Origin of the sequence: Lysobacter sp. HDW10 (assembly GCF_011300685.1) — a bacterium.
In the GTDB taxonomy this organism is placed as follows: Bacteria; Pseudomonadota; Gammaproteobacteria; order Xanthomonadales; family Xanthomonadaceae; genus Solilutibacter.
Genome location: NZ_CP049864.1, coordinates 242,739 through 257,721 on the forward strand (window position 1 = coordinate 242,739; position 14,983 = coordinate 257,721).

General features: G+C 49.4%; 13 protein-coding genes. 8 read left to right on the top strand and 5 right to left on the bottom strand.

Translation table 11 applies throughout. The annotated features are described in order from the left end of the window. The first annotated feature begins 92 nt into the window (after positions 1-92). From G7069_RS01190 to G7069_RS01225, 8 genes are all read left to right on the top strand, one after another. The gene (locus G7069_RS01190) at positions 93-1,712 is read left to right on the top strand and encodes an ATP-binding protein (protein ID WP_166293447.1); all 1,620 of its coding nucleotides are present in this window, start codon (positions 93-95) and stop codon (positions 1,710-1,712) included. Between the two features lie 47 nt (positions 1,713-1,759). Next, positions 1,760-3,172: a sigma-54 dependent transcriptional regulator gene (locus G7069_RS01195; RefSeq protein WP_166293449.1), complete on the top strand. Its 1,413-nt coding sequence runs from the start codon at positions 1,760-1,762 to the stop codon at positions 3,170-3,172. A 319-nt stretch (positions 3,173-3,491) separates the two neighbouring features. Further along, positions 3,492-3,848 carry a prepilin-type N-terminal cleavage/methylation domain-containing protein gene (locus G7069_RS10735; protein ID WP_166293451.1) on the top strand — a complete coding sequence of 119 codons (357 nt, stop codon included), beginning with the start codon at positions 3,492-3,494 and terminating at the stop codon, positions 3,846-3,848. 116 nt (positions 3,849-3,964) lie between these two features. Further along, on the top strand, positions 3,965-4,297 hold the full coding sequence (locus G7069_RS10740) for a prepilin-type N-terminal cleavage/methylation domain-containing protein (RefSeq protein ID WP_166293453.1): 333 nt from the start codon (positions 3,965-3,967) through the stop codon (positions 4,295-4,297). A 73-nt stretch (positions 4,298-4,370) separates the two neighbouring features. After that, the gene (locus G7069_RS01210; RefSeq protein WP_166293455.1) at positions 4,371-6,212 is read left to right on the top strand and encodes a hypothetical protein; all 1,842 of its coding nucleotides are present in this window, start codon (positions 4,371-4,373) and stop codon (positions 6,210-6,212) included. After that, positions 6,209-7,339: a glycosyltransferase family 4 protein gene (locus tag G7069_RS01215; protein WP_166293457.1), complete on the top strand. Its 1,131-nt coding sequence runs from the start codon at positions 6,209-6,211 to the stop codon at positions 7,337-7,339. Before G7069_RS01210 ends, G7069_RS01215 begins: the two co-directional genes overlap by 4 nt. Next, on the top strand, positions 7,336-8,259 hold the full coding sequence (locus G7069_RS01220; RefSeq protein ID WP_166293459.1) for an NAD-dependent epimerase/dehydratase family protein: 924 nt from the start codon (positions 7,336-7,338) through the stop codon (positions 8,257-8,259). The genes G7069_RS01215 and G7069_RS01220 overlap by 4 nt, the downstream gene beginning before the upstream one ends. After that, positions 8,232-9,266, top strand: a complete 1,035-nt coding sequence (locus G7069_RS01225) for a glycosyltransferase family 2 protein (protein ID WP_166293462.1) — start codon at positions 8,232-8,234, stop codon at positions 9,264-9,266. Before G7069_RS01220 ends, G7069_RS01225 begins: the two co-directional genes overlap by 28 nt. A 121-nt stretch (positions 9,267-9,387) precedes the next feature. Here G7069_RS01225 and G7069_RS01230 read toward each other — a convergent pair whose 3' ends face one another. The 5 genes from G7069_RS01230 to G7069_RS01250 all read right to left on the bottom strand — a co-directional run bounded on the left by G7069_RS01230 (position 9,388) and on the right by G7069_RS01250 (position 14,980). Then, positions 9,388-10,338: a glycosyltransferase gene (locus tag G7069_RS01230; RefSeq protein ID WP_166293464.1), complete on the bottom strand. Its 951-nt coding sequence runs from the start codon at positions 10,336-10,338 to the stop codon at positions 9,388-9,390. After that, the gene (locus tag G7069_RS01235) at positions 10,335-11,816 is read right to left on the bottom strand and encodes a lipopolysaccharide biosynthesis protein (protein WP_240912600.1); all 1,482 of its coding nucleotides are present in this window, start codon (positions 11,814-11,816) and stop codon (positions 10,335-10,337) included. Before G7069_RS01235 ends, G7069_RS01230 begins: the two co-directional genes overlap by 4 nt. Before the next feature lie 42 nt (positions 11,817-11,858). Next, on the bottom strand, positions 11,859-12,653 hold the full coding sequence (locus G7069_RS01240; RefSeq protein WP_166293468.1) for a class I SAM-dependent methyltransferase: 795 nt from the start codon (positions 12,651-12,653) through the stop codon (positions 11,859-11,861). Next, positions 12,650-13,558 (bottom strand): hypothetical protein, encoded by a 909-nt coding sequence (locus G7069_RS01245; protein WP_166293470.1) that lies wholly within the window; start codon positions 13,556-13,558, stop codon positions 12,650-12,652. The genes G7069_RS01240 and G7069_RS01245 overlap by 4 nt, the downstream gene beginning before the upstream one ends. A 255-nt stretch (positions 13,559-13,813) precedes the next feature. Then, complete coding sequence (locus G7069_RS01250; RefSeq protein WP_166293472.1) at positions 13,814-14,980, bottom strand: DegT/DnrJ/EryC1/StrS family aminotransferase; 1,167 nt, start codon at positions 14,978-14,980, stop codon at positions 13,814-13,816. Positions 14,981-14,983 lie beyond the last annotated feature (3 nt).

The following is a 14,983-nucleotide window of genomic DNA, read 5'->3' on the forward strand; positions in this document are numbered from 1 at the left end:
AAAAAATGACGCGGCGCGGCAAATCGGGGCCTGACAGGCACCTCACCCCCAGACACCTATATATTTATAAGGAGTCCACTCAGCACGTCCATGTGATCAAACTCTTCCCCAGCTCGCGCTTTGCCCTTGATGCCAACCGCCAGGAGCTGTTCGCCTACAGCGTCTTTCGCGCGTTTCAGGCCGGGATGGTCAGTTGGGTGGTGGTCGGGCCGGGCCAAGGTTGGTTTGGCGAAACCCGCCACGACTTCATCGGCCCGTGGATCTGCATCGCCTATTTGCTTTTCTCGTTGGTGATGTTGGGCGTTACCCGCAGCAACGTAAAGGTCGTCACGCAGGTTGCCATCGGCACGGTCATCGACATCTTCTTTGCGAACGCAGCGATTCGCATCTTGCCCGATGCGTCTCCCATCATCGCGATCATGTTGTTGTTGAACGTGGCTGCAAGCTCGCTACTTGTCTCCATGACATTTGGTCTTGCGACCGCCGCCTTGGCGGGCGCGACATTCATCTTGCAAGGCGTCATCAATCAAGCGATCGGATCCGAATATGCGGTTCGTCCGATCGCGGAATCTTTTGTTTTCGCCGCTGCGTTCATCGCGACTGCGCTGTTTGCCAACTCACTGGCACGGCGTGTGGTCAAGTCTGAAGAAGTCGCAAAAGTCTTCAGTGAAGAAGCGCGCGATCTCGCAGCAATCAATGAAGTGATCATTCGCCGCATGCCCACCGGCGTGATCATTGTCGATGGTGACGGCTATATCCAATTGGCGAATGAAGCCGCGATTGCACTGCTTGGGCAAGCCGGCGAAGGGCTGCGCGCACTCGCACTTTCCGCGCCAAATCTTTCAGATCGACTCGAGCTGTGGCGTCAGTACCCCACAGTGAAGTTTCAAGAGAGCGACAACTATGGCCCCATCCGGATGGGACCCGATCAGCTTGAAATCGTGCCTAAATTCCTGCGTTTGCATGCAGACAGCGAAGACGACGTGGTGATTTTTTTGGACGACACCACAATCGCATCGCGTCGCGCAGAAGGCATTACGCTCTCTGCGTTGGGTCGTTTTTCTGCAAGCCTCGCACACGAAATTCGTAACCCGCTTTCAGCTATCAGCTACTCCACACAACTCCTCGAAGAATCCCGCGACCTTTCAGTGATGGATCGCAAGATGCTCGAAATTGTTCGGCAGCAAGTCACGCGCGTGAACGGAATTATCGAAAGTGTCTTGGGCTTGGCGCGCAGAGAACGCGCGTTGCCTGAACCCGTTCAACTGGGCGACATCGCAAAAGAATTCGCAGAAGAATATGTGCGCAGTTATCCGTTGGATGCCGATGTATTGAAAGTCGATGCCACGGTGAATCCGATGGCGATGGCCGACCCAAGACACATCCACCAGATTCTGCAGGTCTTGATCAGTAACGCACGCTACTACGGCCGCAAACCGGGCGAGCCTGCCAAGATGACGATCCGCGCATTTATGGCCGGAAACACACCCATGCTGTCGGTGATCGATCAAGGGCCTGGTATCAGCGATAAGGACCAAGTCCAACTGTTCCGCCCCTTCCACACCACGTCGCCGCACGGCACCGGTTTGGGCTTGCATATCGCCCGTGAACTGGCGCGTAGCAATGGCGGCGACCTGCGCTACAAACGCACGGGCGTTGGCAGCGTGTTCGAACTTTCCTTGCCGGATTCATTAGCTTTACGCAAGACATGAAGCGCGGCGCGGTATCATGGTGTGACTCAATGGATTGATGGTTCAGAATGTCCGAAGACCGCTGTGCGCTAGTCGTTGATGACGAACGAGATATCCGGGAACTGCTGGTTCTGACGCTCACGCGCATGGGTTTGCGCGTGGAGACCGCAGCGACGCTCGGAATGGCCAAAAGCCAGCTGGCCAATGCGAAGTTCGATTTCTGCTTGACCGATATGCGCCTGCCGGACGGCTCCGGTTTGGAGCTGCTGTCGCACATTGCAGACAAATACCCCGAAATGCCGGTGGCCATGTTGACCGCCTTTGGCAATGTAGAGGCTGCGGTTGAAGCCCTTAAGCTTGGCGCCTTCGACTTCGTCGCCAAACCTGTCGATTTGAAGGTGTTGCGCAATTTGGTGCAGCACGCGCTGGACCTGCGTACAGAACGCAAGCTCGCCCCCAAAGCCCCCGAACCTGAAAAGCGCATGCACGGCGACTCGCCTGCCATGGCGCAATTGCGCCAAACGATTGGCAAAGTCGCGCGTAGTCAGGCGCCTGTTTACATCTTGGGTGAATCCGGCGCCGGTAAAGAGCTGGCCGCACGCAGTATTCATGACCATTCCCCGCGCGCGGATGGCCCCTTTGTGCCCGTCAACTGCGGCGCGATTCCGCCAGAGCTGATGGAAAGCGAATTCTTCGGCCACAAGAAAGGCAGCTTCACCGGTGCCCACGCAGACAAACAAGGCCTGTTCCAAGCAGCTAATGGTGGCTCGTTGTTTTTAGATGAAGTTGCCGAATTGCCGTTGTCGATGCAGGTGAAGTTGCTGCGAGCGATTCAAGAGAAATCGGTGCGTCCTGTTGGCGGCCAAGCGGAAGAAGGCGTCGACATTCGGCTCATTTCGGCGACCCACAAGGATCTTTCTGCGCTGGTGGACGAAGGTAAATTTCGCCACGACTTGTATTACCGCATCAATGTGATCGAACTGCGCGTGCCGCCTTTGCGTGAGCGCGTTGAAGATATCGGCACCTTGACCACAATGATCTTGGCCAAGTTGTCTGAGCGCCATCAGATGCCGAACACGAAGATCAGCAATGAAGCACTCGATGCATTGCATGCCTACCCCTTCCCAGGCAATGTGCGTGAGCTGGAAAATATTCTTGAGCGCGCGATGACGCTTTCGGATGGTCAGGCGATCTATCCGGAAGACCTCAACCTGCCAAAAGTGGCGCCTCCGGCTGTATCAGTGCCCACTGAGACAGCGGCGCCTGACTCGCCTCAAGAGCGCGCATTCGATGCACCTATCGCCCCGCAAAGCGTGGGAACGCCCACAGGGGCCCTGCCCGAGGCGCTGGAGCAGCTCGAAAAGCAAGCCATTGAGAGCGCCCTACTGGAAAACCGCTATAACAAGACCAAGACAGCTGCGCAGCTGGGTATCACCTTCCGCGCATTGCGTTACAAGCTTAAAAAGCTGGGTTTGGACTGAGTTTTTGGATTTTTAGACCGCCGCGATTTCAGAAAATTTCTTAGAATGGGAGCGCGGTCTCAAAATCGCTCAAGGTAATGCTTGATTAAATCTCGGCTGAATGTGACGCTTAGGGTCACTTTGGGACCAGGGGTGCGTCAGGGGATTCAGGGGAATCCTACGCGGGGATGGCGTAAGTGGTTGATTGACGGTCGGCGCCTCACTTGGCACGGCCTCTGCTTTACCAGTAATGCACGTGCACCGTAGCACGGCACCCACGGACCGGATTCACCGGCAACGGGGTACGTGAAAATCAAACCTTCTAGCTAGGAAGAACACTATGAACAAGCAACAAGGCTTTACCCTTATCGAATTGATGATCGTTGTTGCGATCATTGCAATCTTGGCCGCTATTGCTTTGCCGCAATACCGTAACTACACGCAGCGTTCGGCTAACTCGGCCTGTATGGCTGAAGGCAAGGCTTGGATGAGCACCGCAGTTGCAAACTGGGCCGATGACCGTACAGCTGACGCTTACACCCCGAAAGCTTGCGACGCGACCACGACTGTTTCGACCGCTCCGTCGAACTACAGCACCAACGCATCGATCACGTTCAACGCTCGCACCAAGGGCAATGCATCCGTGAAGCAAAACACCCGTTGCGACGGCGGTAGCGGTTCTTGCCGCCTGCTGTAATTCAAATTTCGACCATAATAGGTCGGTAATTTTGAAGCTTTGAAACAACCCCGCATCTGCGGGGTTGTTTTTTTGGCACGGTACCTGCTTGTTTAGTGGAGCCTAGGGGAAATCCAATGAAGAAGCAAAACGGGTTTACGTTGATCGAATTGATGATCGTTGTTGCGATCATCGCTGTCCTTGCCGGAATAGCGCTGCCAATGTACCGGACCTACCAAGGACGAGCCGCCGAGACGGCATGCCTATCGGAAATGAAAAGCTACGCTAGCTTGGCGATTGCATCTATGGCTACTGAGAATGCAACTGTCTGGCCTGCGCCAGTCAAGGCTTGCTCAGCAGCAGACGACATTACGGCCTCAACGACGACGGTCCTCGGAACACCAAAGCAGCCAGGGACAAAACAGGCATCATGTGATGTTGCAACTGGCAATTGCCACCTTCTGCCATAGAATCTAGTAGCAAAAAAGCTAGTTCGACGCCGAACGACTGCCATACTTTAACTTTGGGCAGATCTAGGCACCTGTGCGCACATTTAGCAAAAATTTCTTCTATGCAGCTCTACTGGTTGCTGCTTTAGCTGGTGCAGTTTTCGTACCCGGACTGGGTGGTCAGTTTCTCTTTGATGACAAGCCCAACATTGTTTACAACGTCGGCTTACATGTTCAATCATTAAGTATTGAATCGCTAACCAACGCAATCTATAGCTTTGCGCCCAGCGGCTATCACCGAATTCTTCCCGAGTTAACATTTGCTGTTGACCATTGGCGTGCCGGTCTCGATCCGAGAGCGTTTAAAGAAACTAATATTTTCATCCACTTTCTGACCGTTCTCGCGGTAACTGGTTTTTTCAGAAAGACCCTTCTAGCGGCGAACCTCCCACGTGAAAGGGCCGCTGCTTTGGCATTGCTCATGGCACTACTGTGGGCAATCCATCCGATTCAAGTGTCTTCTGTGCTCTATATCGTTCAACGCATGCAAACGATGGGCACTTTGTTTATTGTGCTTGCGCTTTGGGCGTACTTAAATATGCGTAGCGCCCAAATGGAAGGCGCGCCTAGTCGACTTTATTTAATTCTCCTGGTCTTTTTGTGGGTCCTTGCAATTGCATGCAAAGAAGACTCCGCGTTGCTTCCCGCCTATACATTGGCCATCGAACTTACTTTGTTCAAGTTCAAGGCGTCCAATTCAAGACTGGAAGTGCTCTTGAAGCGTGGCTATTTCCTTTGCACCGTATTTGCGTTGCTGCTGTACTTTTTTCTGATTGTTCCTCACTTTTGGTCAACTGATTCGTATCCAGGTAGAAACTTCAACTCTTTCGAACGTCTGCTTTCTCAAGGGCGTGCCCTTTGTTTGTATATTGGCCAAATTGTTCTGCCTCTACCGTCACGGTTCTCGTTCTATTACGACAACTTTGAAATCTCTCGTTCACTCTTTCAACCACTAACAACACTTCCATCGCTGGCACTGGTAGTTGTGCTTCTATGTATAGCTTGGCTTATGAAAGATCGACGGCCATTGCTGGCTTTGGGCATTTTTCTCTATTTCTCCGCCCACATAGTGGCAAGCAACATAATTGGTCTAGAGCTGGTTTTCGAGCACAGAAACCATTTCGCGCTTATTGGAGCAATCCTTTCTCTGACTGATCTGACCGTATTGGCTTTTGACAAGTTTCAAACACCACGTACGATTCGGTTAGCTGTTTCCATGATAGTCATCATAATTTTGGGTGCGTTTACGCTCAAAAACACCTCGATTTGGGGAAACCCAAGAGCGTTCTCAGAAAATCTAACCAAAGTTTCCCCTTTTTCTGCGCGCGCGTGGAACGCAAAGTGCGGGTATTACTTTGAGCTTTACGAGAGTGCAGGCAGTAGACCGAACGATCCAAATCTAGACAATGCAATATCCGCCTGCGAGACCGGCGGAAGAATTGGCTATGCAGCATCATCGCTTTCAAATGTCGTGCTGTTCAAGACAATTCGCGGTGACGTTACTGATGCAGACTGGGATAGATACATCCAACGAATATCAGTCGTTTCACCAAGTCCTGAAAATACTTACACTGTATGGGTGCTGATTGGCGCCGTAGAACGTGGTGTTCCACTCGAGGAATCTAAGCTTTTAAAGGCGATTGACATAGTTACTCGCAGGAGTCCGATGGACTACGTTCAGTATGCGCGGATCGGGTTCTTCATTCTTGAGAAGACATCTCTTGATGCCCAAGCATTTGAGTATTTTGAGATGTCTGTACATCTAGGAAGAAAAGACGAAAGATTCGTCAAGAGCGTCTATTCGGAACTAGAGAAGCAAGGTCATTCCAGTTGGGTTGAAGAGCTCAAATCAAATTCGGTCCGAACAAACTCATGAATCAAATCGAACAGCATCTAAGCGTGTTGATGACTTCGACATCTTTTCCTGAGCATTCAAATGACTGGAAGGGGCTGTTCATCCTTAGAATGTTGGAAGGCCTTTGCGCGCGCCCACAATTGCAAATGCATACTTGGTGCCCACCCGGCCCACTCCCCGAACATGCAAATTGCGCGTTGCAGGCCGGCGACGCCCGTTGGCTTAAAGATCTCAATTCCAAGGGCGGAATCGCCCAACTCCTTCGAAAGAAACCCTTTGAAGGTTTTATTGCTTCTTTGAGCCTGCTAAAAAGACTGAATCGCGCGTTCAAGTCCAGATCAACAAACGTCTATCACGTGAATTGGCTCCAATGCGCCTTGGCACTTCCCTCCAATTCTCGACCGGCAGTTATTTGTGTCCTTGGTACGGATATGGAGCTGCTTAAGCTTCCCCTTGTTAATCGTGCTTTGCGCAACCGGATCGCCAATAGAAAAACGGTCATCTGCCCAAACTCAGACTGGATGGTGGAACCCCTCCGAACCGCGTTTGGCGACATCGCAAAAGTTGAATGCGTTCCCTTTGGGATTGATGACAGATGGTACGAAGTAAAGAGGTCGCCTGATCGCGATCGTGAAAAGTGGCTTTGCGTATCACGCATAACGAAAGGAAAAATTGGAGACCTGTTCGATTGGGGGTCAAACATCTTCAATGATGGAAAGCGGGAACTTCATCTCGTCGGCCCTCTGCAAGATGAGGATATTTCAATCCCAGAATGGGTTAACTTTCATGGCCCCGCTACGCCTGAGTTGCTCGCGGAGAAATGGTTTCCAGAAGTTACCGGACTGATTTCATTGAGCCGCCATTCAGAGGGCCGTCCTCAGGTCATGTTAGAAGCAATGGCTGCAGGACTACCTATTATTGCGTCGCGCTTACCCGCTCACGAAGACCTAATCTCTAAGAATTCAGTAGGTCGCATCTGCGACAACCAGTCTATGCTTATAGAGGCGTTGGAATTTTTTGGGGATCCAGTGAACAACAAGAATACTCAACTCCAGTCCAGAGAGTTGACCAAGGAACGCTTTGGAAATTGGGATGATTGTGCCCGCCGATTTATTGACGTCTACACTACCTTGGTCGGCGATCAATGAATGCTAATAGGGACGCCGTCCTTGTGTTAGGTGCGGGCGGCTTTATTGGCAGGCACGTAACTAATGCATTGGCTCAGCGTGGCACGCCTGTCATCGCGGCCACCAGAAAGCAATGCACTTTTGACAACGTGATAGTAGAGAATGTGGTTTCTACGTTCGACGAAGCCGTAGATTTCAACGAGCTCTTAACTCGGTGTCAGACCGTAATACATACGTCGTCAATTAGTACCCCAGGTAGTAGTTCCGCAACACCACAGATCGATGGAAATCTGAGACCGACGCTGGCTCTTTTAGAAGCGATGCAGAGTAGGCCCGATTGCAAGCTAATTTACTTGTCTTCTGCAGGGACCCTTTACGGGGAGAAATCTGTACCAGCTCGTGAATCAGATCAGATTCGTCCTCGTTCATATCATGGCGCGGGCAAAGCAGCTGCTGAACACTTCATCCAGGCGTGGGCAAGACAATATGGCGGCTCAGCAGTCGTTCTCCGACCTTCCAACATTTACGGCCCTGGACAGCTTGCAAAGTCTGGATTCGCGATTATTCCAACGGCTATGGAATGCATTCTGAAGAGCGCAGCGCTCACGATATGGGGCAACGGTGAGCAAATTAGGGACTACCTTTACATCGACGATTTGGTTCGAATTTGCGTCGCGTCTGTAGAGATACAGCCAGATGAAGAGGTTCTTACCCTTAACGTGTCTAGCGGGATGGGGACTTCATTGAATGAGCTGCTTGCTAAAATTGAAGCAGTTGCGCAGGAGAAATTATTGCGTATCTATGAGGAAGCTCGTCCGGCTGACGTGAACTCGATCTTGATTAGCTCAGATGCAGCACAAAAGCAGCTCAGCTGGAGCCCTACAACTTCGCTCGAAGAAGGTCTAACTCAAACATGGATGTCATTCAATTCTCTGACATGAGTCGACCAAAGATCTCAGTTTGCATTGCAAACTATAATGGTGAGGACTTGCTCGAGAACTGTATTGACTCAGTACTCGCTCAGGAAGTAGACGCAGACATAGAGATCGTTGTGCACGATGATGCATCAACTGATGCGTCGGTGCTGATTATTGAGCAATGCTACCCACAAGTTCGAATTATCTCGTCCTCTCAGAATGTGGGCTTCTGCGTTGCCAACAACCGAATGACCAACATCGCCAAAGGCGAATTTCTCCTGTTACTTAACAATGACGCTGAGTTGGCGTCAGGCGCTCTCAGCGCGCTATTGAATAGTCAGAAGAGCATTCATGACCCTTGCATTCTGACCGTTCCACAAATTGACATGAAGACTGGTCGACTCGTTGATCGAGGCTGCCTAACAGATCCTTTTCTAAATCCAGTGCCGAATTTAGATGGGGCTCGCTCGGAAATTTCGTACGTAATCGGAGCGTGCCTATGGATCAAGATGGAACTATGGCAAACACTTCATGGGTTTCCGGAGTGGTTTGAATCTGTGGGTGAAGATCTCTTTTTATGTGGTGCAGCAAGACTTCAAGGCGCAACTATTCGGGTGACCTCGGATAGTTTCTATCGACATCATCAAGGTGTCAGTTTTGGAGGAAATAAAGCAGAGACTGAGTTGCTTACGACTTTCAAGAGGAGGCGCTTGAGCGAGATTAATAAGACGCGCTCACTGTTCATCTTGACACCGACGATTGTCGTATGGCCATTGCTCGCCATTCATATGACTTGCTTGATTTTCGAAGGTATTCTCTTAGCGACGGCTAGATCTAACTTTGAGATTTTTAGCTCAATCTACCTACCGGCTGCCCTTTCTCCGTTTAAAGAGTTCCGTGAACTCAGACTGGAACGTTCAAGGATGCAGGCGGCCAGACGAGTGACACTTGCCCAATGGTTCAAGACGACTCACTGGTCTCTCAGAAAGCTAACCTTACTCTCGAAATACGGGCTACCGAAAATAAGATAGCATCTCGAAAATTCGTAGTTGTGCTTCCACTTCCCACGCGTCGTCCGAGAACCCAGAACAATGTAAAGGACAGAGGCGTTGTTCGTTTTTGAAGAACCGACAACCAACATGCAGACATCGCTTAACGGTAATAGAGAATCTTTTTCTTAGTAGAAGGAAACATCAGGTATCCGAGAGCAATCTTTACGCTCATCCTTAGAACTGATTCACAGAAAAGCAGCATGGTGAGCATGATTCCGAGTGGTGCCGCGTCAATGACTCTCCTAGCCCATGAAAAGACCAGTCTAGGATCCATGGTATGAAGACTTTTGAAGAAAACACGCCGTAGAAAGTCTGCCGTACCCATCGCAACGGCGAATCTACTGACCAATTCTCTTGGCACGCTTTCTATAGCCTCCCAGTATAGATCTCGAACTCGACTGTTTGTAGTACGAACCATTGATTGGGTGGAGCCCACCCGATACACCGCGAGTGGCTCGCCAATGTGGCCAAGCTTTCCATGTCTCGCGTGCCAAAGGTGCGCGCGATAGTCGATCTGAGGCGTCAATACGTCTGACCACGCACGTTTGCAAGCTACCCGAAACAGCACTGTGCTATTACATAGAAAGTTTCCACGACTCAGCAGTTCCGATATCCCAAAGACCCAATCGCCAACATCGTTGAAAAATCCGATCCTAACTCCTGAGCTATTTTCTAGCAGCGCATTTGAATATACAGCTGTGCAATCGCCGTTTGCGTTGAGAAATTCCGTTTGCAAAGCAAGCTTGCCCGGTAGCCAGTAGTCATCGCCATCAACTCTGGCAATGAAATCTCCTTCGGCCTTTAAGATGAGGTCCCGCATATTGTTATAAGGACCGTGATTAGTCTCGCGGCGCAAGTGAGTCAAACGTACGCCGTATTCCAAATTCAATTCTTTAATGATCAAACTAGTTCTGTCCGTGGATGCATCGTCTCCTACGAGCACATCCACGTCTGCATCGACCTCCTGATCCAGAATGCTCCGGAGGCAGGCCTCAATCGTTTCTTCTTGATTGTAAGTTGCTACGCACACTGTAATTCGTTGCCTTTTCATCGCGAGACAACTCTAAACTTACGACTAACCGCACGGAAAGCGCCTTCAAGAAGCCTCCACACCTCCCGAAAAGATTCGAGTTGAAAAGCAAAGGCTCCACCGATGTAGACAAGAGCGCCAATCACAAACGTAAGAACTAAATTCCAGTAAGCGATATCAGAGGAAGATCTAAAGAAGTACGCAGCGAAGGTGGCAACAGCAGCAAGTACGACTATTGGCATAAGATCCTTAAGCTGTTTTCTAAGGCCGTACCCGAGAAGCCGCTTCGAGTACCACGTGTTTAAAAACACAAACGAGAGATTTGTTACGAGGACGGACCACGCCAGTACAAGAATGCCGAAGGGAATTGCCAGGATCGTCAGACTTACTGTAATTATCGATTTGTACACCTCAAGCTTGAGCAATATATCGCTCCTACCCATTGAGGTAGTTGCGACTAGATTCAGGACGTGCAATGGCCAAATTGAGCAAGCGATACAAAGAACCGAGAGAATCGGTGCAACCCTCAACCACTCATTCCCGTAGAGAAGCTTAACAATAGGTTCAGAGGAGAGCGCAAGCCAGAACATGAAAGGTACAAAAAAGAAAAGTGAAAGCCGCAGTGATTTTCCAAACACCCCAGGGACTTGTTCTGGTTCAGTCGCAGCGATTGAAAACATCGGAAGTCCAACTCGGTTCAACAAGTTGGTCATGAACTGAAGGGGAGCTTGCTGAGTATTGAGAGCAACTGAGTAGATCCCCAATGTTCTGGGCTCATACCGATGCCCAATGAGCAGTAGCTGCAATCTAGCAGCAAGCATATTCATCAGACCCGAGAGCAACAAGAAAGCACTAAATGGAACCAGTTCGAGAACTGAATTCAACTTAAAGATCCCTCTTGGTCGCCACTCTGCGAAGACCAAGAGCAATAGGGCTCGGATTGCTGCCCATGAGACTGCCTGCCACACTAGTGCCCACACGCCAGCTCGAAAATAAATGGCTAGAAAGAGCGCGAGCACTCCCGAGACCGTTGATGAAATAACTTCAACTAATGCACGCTGCTTAAAAGCTAGTCGTTTTGCTAGTAGTGCGTTTGGGACTGCCGCAATGGCGCCGAGCGGCAACACGGCAACGAGCAAATGAAGCAATTCAACTAGGCGCGGTTGACGGTAGAAGTTAGAGATCGTAGGTGCACACGCCCATAATGCACCTGAGATCAGAATGCTAATCCCAATATTAGTCCAGAAGACACTGGTTTCTTGAATCTGGTTTGCCGACGCCTTCTGGATAAGTGCACTACAGAGCCCTCCTTCGACGATGACTGCAGAAACCGCGGTAAAAACCACAAGCATTGCCATCAGGCCGAGTTCACTCGGACCAAGTATTCGCGCAAGCACAACTGTTACGGCAAATTGAACGCCGTACTTGCTTGATATCTCCAAGCCGCTCCAGAAAGTGGCGTGCGAAGCTCGACTAACGCTGGCTCTACCGACACTCATCTCCCTAGGCACCGATCAATAGCCTCGCAATCACCGAATGGCTCAATTAGAAGCACAAAGAAACAAGGGGCGCCTGTAGAACTCGCCTGGGAATACGTCCAAGAATTCAAATCTGTGCTGATTGGTATCGACCTTTCTTTCTACGTAAGCAATCCTTCCATTTGAATCTTTCGATGCGAAGGAAACTTTCTTGTCTGACCAGTTCGAATCGCCCAATATTGAGCGAAATAGCTCAAGCTTCTTAAGGTCGTCAAACGTATCTACGATTGGAAGGCTCTTGTCGCCACCCCAGTTGCTTCCAACTTGAAATAGCATTTCTTTCGCGTTAGTGCCAAGCAACTTTAGATATGAAACTGCATAGTCGCGAAATTTTTCCTTTTCTTCCAAAACGTCAGAGTCAAAATCATGGCCAGCATGGTGCAAAACGTTTAAGTGAAGTAAAAAGTCAGACGCTGGGAGACTGGAAAGATCTCGAATTCCAACTGACTTTTGAATGACCTTGACGTTGTCCAGTGCGAAGTACTTTGCGATTTTTTCAATAAAACTGGAATGATTTGGATTGGCTTCGACCGCGATAAATTCAGTATCTCTGAACTCATTCGCGAGGCTCAAGATGAAGAATCCAGTATTCGCACCAAAATCTAGCCATAGCTCGCCACTGGCCGGCACACGGTTTTGTAGTAGATAGCTCATTCGCGGCCTGTCGTCTCGCCAGCTTGACCTTACCTCTTCTTTGTACCCAATTTCTTTCGTAACAAAATCGGGAACGCTTTGATAAGAGGAGTGTTTGGACGCATCCGAATAAAGACTTTGAAGTACGTCTTTGAGTTCGTTCATTTCCACCACCGCAACTTGATGTTTGACATAATTTCGACCCTAAAGCAATGAATTGTGTCGCTTCTGAAATAGACATCACAACCTATGTTGCGAACTATCTTGCTCAATAGTTTCCAGCGATTCTGCTTCCAAGAAAGCCTGCCGCTTGACAGGAGCGATTCGAGTAGTCCACCAAGCCATAAGTAGTAGTTCTTTTTAGAGGATGGCAAGCAGTCCAAGTACGCATGCGGCGTTCCAGTAAGCGTCTCACCAATGAATGCCTGAAGTATTTCTTGTCGTTGGTCGAGACAAAACTGAATTGGACCCCAGATTCTTGGATTGAATTCGATAAAGACGTCATCCCCATCACGGCGAATAACTTCAATCATGCCAATTCCATGAAAACCCTTTCGGCTGAGTGCGCTAATGAATGCCGCCGCGCCAGCAGATTCGTGGAAAAAAGACGGTTCCGCGAACAGAATTGACTTTCCTGATTGCTGCTGGAGCAAATTCCGTTGTGACCACTTGTACACTTCATTTGTATTTTTACAAATGTAGAACATCAAATAGTGGCTCTCACCAACGACATACTCCTGAAAGAAGTAGTCGTTTGCTCGATTTGAAAGGGGGAACTTTTCCAACTCTTGCCCATTTAACAATAGATGAGGGTAGTTGGAGACCCCGTTTGTTGACCGATTCGACTTGGGCTTCGCAACGATCGGTGGTGTCAACCGTGTAGATTCAATCTCTTTCGGGACCCTGAAACCTTCTGCCTCAAACAAATCGGTTGCACTACGCTTCTCACTAAGCTTCAAATAAAGCTCTTTTCTGACCAGTGGAATTTCACAACCGAGTCTCTGAATTTGGTCTCGATTCTCGAGTAGAAAGAGATTCAAGTATTCAGTTGAAGGCAGAATGACGAGCATTTCCGACGGGAACTTTTGCCTTACTTTTGCAACACATAGTTCGAAGACCTCAATGGAAAGCTCATGTGTTGGCCTTGTCCAAACGATGTCTTTGCGAAATATACTTCTACTTATCCGATCAGAGGGCGTCCTAGCAACAATTGCAGCTCGTTTTCCACACAAGTGCAGCGCGCGCAGAAACGCAACTACTGCTCGATCATTCCCGCCACTGAAGACCAAGAATATTTTTTCTTCGACGCACGACATCTGAGTTGTCTATTGCACTGTCTGGCGAATTAAACTACAAATTAATCTGATCTCATCGCTTGATAGTTGCTGTCCATTTGGCAGTATTAGGACCCGCTCGGAGAGCACCAGTGTATGTGGCAACACAAGATCCGAATGTGGGTAAAGCGCTTTGTAAGGTTGCATTCTATGACTGCCTGGCCAGAAGTATTTTCTAGCTAAGACATTCTCAGCATGGAGCATGTTTACCAGTTCATCTCTAGACGCACCACACTCCTCACTAATCTCCAATACGATGTAATGGTGACTGTTTCTTTCCGAAGAATCGAACTCAAGTACCTTTAGGCCCGGAATACCGCAGAGATTACTTCGGTAGACTTCATGATTCGCTCGATTAACTTCTGTCACAGAGTCGAAAGAGGCAATATTTGCCAGGCCCATTGCCGCGCATGCCTCAATCATTTTTCCGTTTGTTCCAGGGTGAATGACGTTGTCGTAACCTTTAAAGCCGAAGTTCCGCATGAGCCTCAATGTTTCTGCAAGCTCATGGTTGTTTGTCGTTACAGCGCCACCCTCCATTGTGTTGAAGGCCTTTGTTGCATGAAAACTAAAGACTTCGCATTCACCAAACTGTCCGATTGACTTGCCTTTGTAGCTGCTTCCAAATGCGTGCGCGGCATCGAACATTAGTTTTAGATCGTGTTCATCGGCCACAGATTGAAGCGCCTCTACATTTGCACTTCTTCCCCACAAATGAACCCCAATAATGCCAGACGTCCTCGGCGTGATCATTGTCCGCACGGAATCTGGATCTAGGTTATGCGTATCCATGTCGATGTCAGCAAATACAGGTGTGATGCCTTGCCAATAAAGTGCATGCGCCGTAGCGACAAAAGTCCATGAAGGAACGATTACTTCACCATTCAAGCCCAACGCACGAATTGCTATTTCTAAAGCGATAGTTCCGTTGCACATCGCTACACAGTGCTCAACGCCTAAATACTGGGCAACTCTTTGCTCGAACTCTTGAACCATTGGGCCATTGTTTGTTAGCCAATTGTTGTCCAATATTCGACCTATGTTGGCTAAGAATGTGTCTCTATTCCCGACATTTGGTCTTCCAACGTGCAGTAGTTCTGCGAATGCTGGTTCAGCGCCATTAACTGCGAGATCGGATTTTGAATTGACTCTTTTCACTGG

What these genes read in the sequence shown, in the direction of transcription:
- G7069_RS10740 (WP_166293453.1), top strand. Translation starts at nt 3,965, where the DNA reads ATGAAGAAGCAAAACGGGTTTACGTTGATCGAATTGATGATCGTTGTT.
- G7069_RS01245 (WP_166293470.1), bottom strand. Translation starts at nt 13,558, where the DNA reads ATGCTCGTCATTCTGCCTTCAACTGAATACTTGAATCTCTTTCTACTC.
- G7069_RS01230 (WP_166293464.1), bottom strand. Translation starts at nt 10,338, where the DNA reads ATGAAAAGGCAACGAATTACAGTGTGCGTAGCAACTTACAATCAAGAA.
- G7069_RS01235 (WP_240912600.1), bottom strand. Translation starts at nt 11,816, where the DNA reads ATGAGTGTCGGTAGAGCCAGCGTTAGTCGAGCTTCGCACGCCACTTTC.
- G7069_RS01195 (WP_166293449.1), top strand. Translation starts at nt 1,760, where the DNA reads ATGTCCGAAGACCGCTGTGCGCTAGTCGTTGATGACGAACGAGATATC.
- G7069_RS01240 (WP_166293468.1), bottom strand. Translation starts at nt 12,653, where the DNA reads ATGAACGAACTCAAAGACGTACTTCAAAGTCTTTATTCGGATGCGTCC.
- G7069_RS01215 (WP_166293457.1), top strand. Translation starts at nt 6,209, where the DNA reads ATGAATCAAATCGAACAGCATCTAAGCGTGTTGATGACTTCGACATCT.
- G7069_RS01225 (WP_166293462.1), top strand. Translation starts at nt 8,232, where the DNA reads ATGGATGTCATTCAATTCTCTGACATGAGTCGACCAAAGATCTCAGTT.
- G7069_RS01220 (WP_166293459.1), top strand. Translation starts at nt 7,336, where the DNA reads ATGAATGCTAATAGGGACGCCGTCCTTGTGTTAGGTGCGGGCGGCTTT.
- G7069_RS10735 (WP_166293451.1), top strand. Translation starts at nt 3,492, where the DNA reads ATGAACAAGCAACAAGGCTTTACCCTTATCGAATTGATGATCGTTGTT.